Source organism: Methylocystis borbori, from assembly GCF_036576025.1.
In the GTDB taxonomy this organism is placed as follows: Bacteria; Pseudomonadota; Alphaproteobacteria; order Rhizobiales; family Beijerinckiaceae; genus Methylocystis; species Methylocystis borbori.
On the sequence record NZ_JAZHYN010000086.1, the window covers coordinates 1 to 3,558 of the forward strand.

The 3,558-nt window shown below is 68.0% G+C and carries 3 protein-coding genes and 1 pseudogene; all 4 read left to right on the forward strand.

What is annotated here, in order from left to right; translation table 11 throughout:
• Positions 1–1,165 (forward strand): sensor histidine kinase (locus V3H18_RS16390; protein WP_332083156.1); only part of this gene is annotated, 1,165 nt, incomplete at its 5' end.
• A gap of 577 nt (positions 1,166–1,742) precedes the next feature.
• Complete coding sequence (locus V3H18_RS16395) at positions 1,743–2,519, forward strand: LamB/YcsF family protein (protein WP_332083157.1); 777 nt, start codon at positions 1,743–1,745, stop codon at positions 2,517–2,519.
• A gap of 6 nt (positions 2,520–2,525) precedes the next feature.
• Positions 2,526–3,260: a 5-oxoprolinase subunit B family protein gene (locus V3H18_RS16400; RefSeq protein ID WP_332083158.1), complete on the forward strand. Its 735-nt coding sequence runs from the start codon at positions 2,526–2,528 to the stop codon at positions 3,258–3,260.
• Positions 3,260–3,558, forward strand: a pseudogene (locus V3H18_RS16405) (biotin-dependent carboxyltransferase family protein); the annotation flags it as partial. The gene V3H18_RS16400 and the pseudogene V3H18_RS16405, both read left to right, overlap by 1 nt.

Here is a 3,558-nt window from a genome sequence, read left to right on the forward strand (position 1 = left end):
TCGCGGGCCGGAGCAAAGCGCGCTGGCGCTCGCCCGCACGCTCGAGGAGAAGCTTGCGCGCGCCCGGGCCGAAAACGCCGCGCTCGACGCCGCCTTCGATTGCGCCCGCGCGCCGCTCGCCATCGTCGCGGGAGACGGGCGGTTTGAGCGGTTCAATCCCGCTTTCGCCGTTTTCTTCGGCGTCGAGCCGCGGGCGATTCACGGGCGCAATCTCTCCGCGCTCTTTGCCGCCGCCGAGGCGCAGACCCTGATCCAGCGCCTGGCGCTCGCGCGCGCAGACGCCAATGAGCAATTCTCCTTGACGGCGCTGACGCCCGGGGGCGGCCTGCCCGTGGACGTGACGCTGCGCCGCCTCGCCGTCGACGGCGCGGCGAGAATTTGCGTCAGCCTGCGCGAACGGGCGGCGCGCGGCCGCGGCGATCGCGAATTGGAGGCGGCGCGCCTCGCCGCCGAGGCCGCCAACGCCGCGAAATCGGATTTCCTCGCGCGCGTCTCCCATGAAATCCGCACGCCGCTCAACGCTATCATCGGTTTCGCCGAAGTGATGATGGAGGAGCGCCTCGGCCCCATCGGCGCGCCGCGCTATAAGGAATATCTGAAGGACGTGCACGCCTCGGGCCAGCATGTGCTGTCGCTCGTCAACGATCTCCTGGACCTTTCCAAGATCGAGGCGGGGAAGCTCGAACTGTCCTTCGAGCGGGTCGACGCCAACGCCGTCATCGCGGAGTGCGCCTCGATCATGCAGGCGCAGGCCAATCAGGCGCGCATCGTGATGCGCCTCGCGCTCGAATCGAGCCTGCCGCCGATCCGCGCCGACGCGCGTTCGCTCAAACAGATTTTATTGAATCTTCTGTCGAATGCGGTGAAGTTCAACGAGCCGGGCGGGCAGGTCATCGTCTCGAGCGCGCTGACCGACGCGGGATATGTCGTCATCCGCGTGAAGGACACGGGCATCGGCATGTCCGAGGACGAAATCGAAATGGCGCTGGAGCCTTTCAAGCAGATCGCCACGTCGCGCAAGGCGCATGGGACGGGCCTCGGCCTGCCGCTGACCAAGGCGCTGATCGAGGCGAATCACGCCTCCTTCACGATTCAAAGCCGTAAGAACGAGGGCACGCTGATTGAAATCGCCTTTCCGCCGCCGCAGGTGGTCGCTGCGGAGTAGGGGGCGGGGGCGCAAGATCACGCTGCATTTGGACGGCGTCGTCCGGATGCAGATAACGTGATCGATTCAAAAGTATAGAGCGCGCTCTATGCGAAAAACCGGCTTCCGCTTTTTCGCAGCGCGCTCTACAAAAAAACCGACCCGCTGGCGTCGGCCGTCCCGACCCAAGGCCAACCCGCCCCAAGGCCAAGATGCGCCAACGGCCAACGGGCCGCTGAAAAGGCGTCGATCGCCGCGTTTAAGCGCTTACTTGTTCATGCGCGCCGCAACGATGGCGCCGCCGATGACGATAGCGAGCATAAGGCCCGGGATAAGATACTGCATGTCCACCTCCCAAATGATTGCGCCGTCTCAAGGCGGCCGTTTTTTCGGCTTTGCCGCGAGATGGACCTTCACCGAAGGGGTCGGCTCTTGTCAAGGGCTCTCCAACGCCCTAGTTCGGCTTTCCGCTCTCGCGCGCGGGCGTCAAGCCGCCGATTCTCGCGGATTTCGGCGATAGCGCATTGATCGCGCCGCGCGCTTGCGCCAATCTCGCTCTCCCGCGCCGGAAGTTCCGCGCGCCGGCTGGCCATAATTCATGACCTCCAACGCGCCGATCATCGACCTCAACGCCGACCTTGGCGAAGGCTTCGGCCTGTGGCGCATGGGCGACGACGACGCGATGCTCGACATCGTCACGAGCGCCAATGTCGCTTGCGGCTTTCACGCCGGCGATCCCGACATTATGGCGACGACCTTCGCGCGCGCGAAGGAAAAGGGCGTGGCGGTCGGCGCGCATGTGGCCTTTCCCGATCTTGCAGGCTTCGGCCGGCGCGCGCTGCCGATGAGCGCGCAGGAGATCGAGCGGACCGTCGCTTATCAGCTCGGCGCCGCCCAGGCGCTCGCGGTCCTCGTCGGCCATCGCATCGGCTATGTCAAAGCGCATGGCGCGCTCGCCAATATCGCCGAGCGCGACGCCGATGTCGCCGGCGCCATCGCGCGCGCGACGCGGGCCGTCGATCCTTCGCTGACGCTGCTCGCCATCGCGCTTTCGGAGCAGGGGCGCGCGGGCGAACGCGCCGGACTCAAGGTCGCGCATGAAGTCTTCGCCGATCGCGCCTATATGGACGACGGCACTCTGCAGCCGCGCGGCCAGGCGGGCGCCGTGATCGAGGACGTCGAGCGCGCTGCGGCGCGCATGCGCGACATGCTGGCGAACAAAGGCCTCAGGACCGCGAGCGGCAAGCTTTTGCCGACGTCGATCGACTCGATCTGCGTGCATGGCGACGCCCCCCTCGCGGTCGCGCTGGCGCGCCGCCTGCGCGAGGGGCTCGAACAGGAAGGCTGGCGGCTGCGCGCTTTCGCGGGAGAATGACGCGCGATGGAATATGAGAGGCCGCGTTTTCTCGATTGCGGCGAAGCGGCGCTTTCGGTCGAATTCGGCGACAGCGTCGATCCCGCGATCAACGCAAGGGTTCTGGCGCTCGACGACATGCTCCGCGCCGCGCCGCCTCCGGGCCTTCGCGAGACGACGCCGACCTATCGCGCGCTTTTTCTGCGCTATGAACCTTTGGAAATATCGCGCGCGGCGTTGATCGCGCGGCTCGAGGCGTTGATCGCCCGCATCGCGCCTGCTTCGTCGGCCACGCCCGCGCCAACGCGCTGGACGCTTCCCTGCTGCTACGATCCCGTCTTCGCGGAAGACATAAACGAAGCCGCCGCGCGCCTCGGGGTTACGGCGGGCGAACTCGCGGCGCTGCATGCCGGCGCCGATTATCGCGCCTATATGTATGGCTTCTCGCCCGGCTGGTGTTATCTCGGCGGACTGCCGCAGACGCTCGCCATTCCCCGTCGCGCCAGCCCGCGCGGCCCCACCCCGCCCGGCGCCATACTCATCGGCGGCGCGCTGGCGCTCATCGCGGCCAATCCCATGCCGACCGGCTGGTATGTCGTCGGCCGCACGCCCGAGCGGCTCTTCGCGCCGGAGCGCCAACCGCCCGTCCTCGTCGCGCTGGGCGACGCCATCCGCTTCGAGCCCATTGACGCGGCGACATTCGCGGCGCTCGACGCGCGCGCGGGCAAGGGCGAAACGCTGGCGCGCCGCGAGGAGTTATGATGAGCGCGCGGCTCCTCATCCGCGCCGCGGGGCCCGGCGTAACGATCCAGGACGAAGGCCGGCTCGGCCTGACGCGCTTCGGCGTCACTCCGGCGGGTCCGATGGACCTTGGCGCCTATCTCGCCGCGACCCGCGCGGTCAGCGTGAGAGTAGCGATCGAGGCGTCGCTCGGCGGCGCGGTCTTCGAGGCGGAGGGCGCGACGCTGCCCATCGCCTTCGCCGGCGGCGCCTTTGACATCAGGCTCGACGGGCGCGCGCTGCCCCCCGCCTGCCTGCTGCCGCTCGCGCCGGGGTCGCA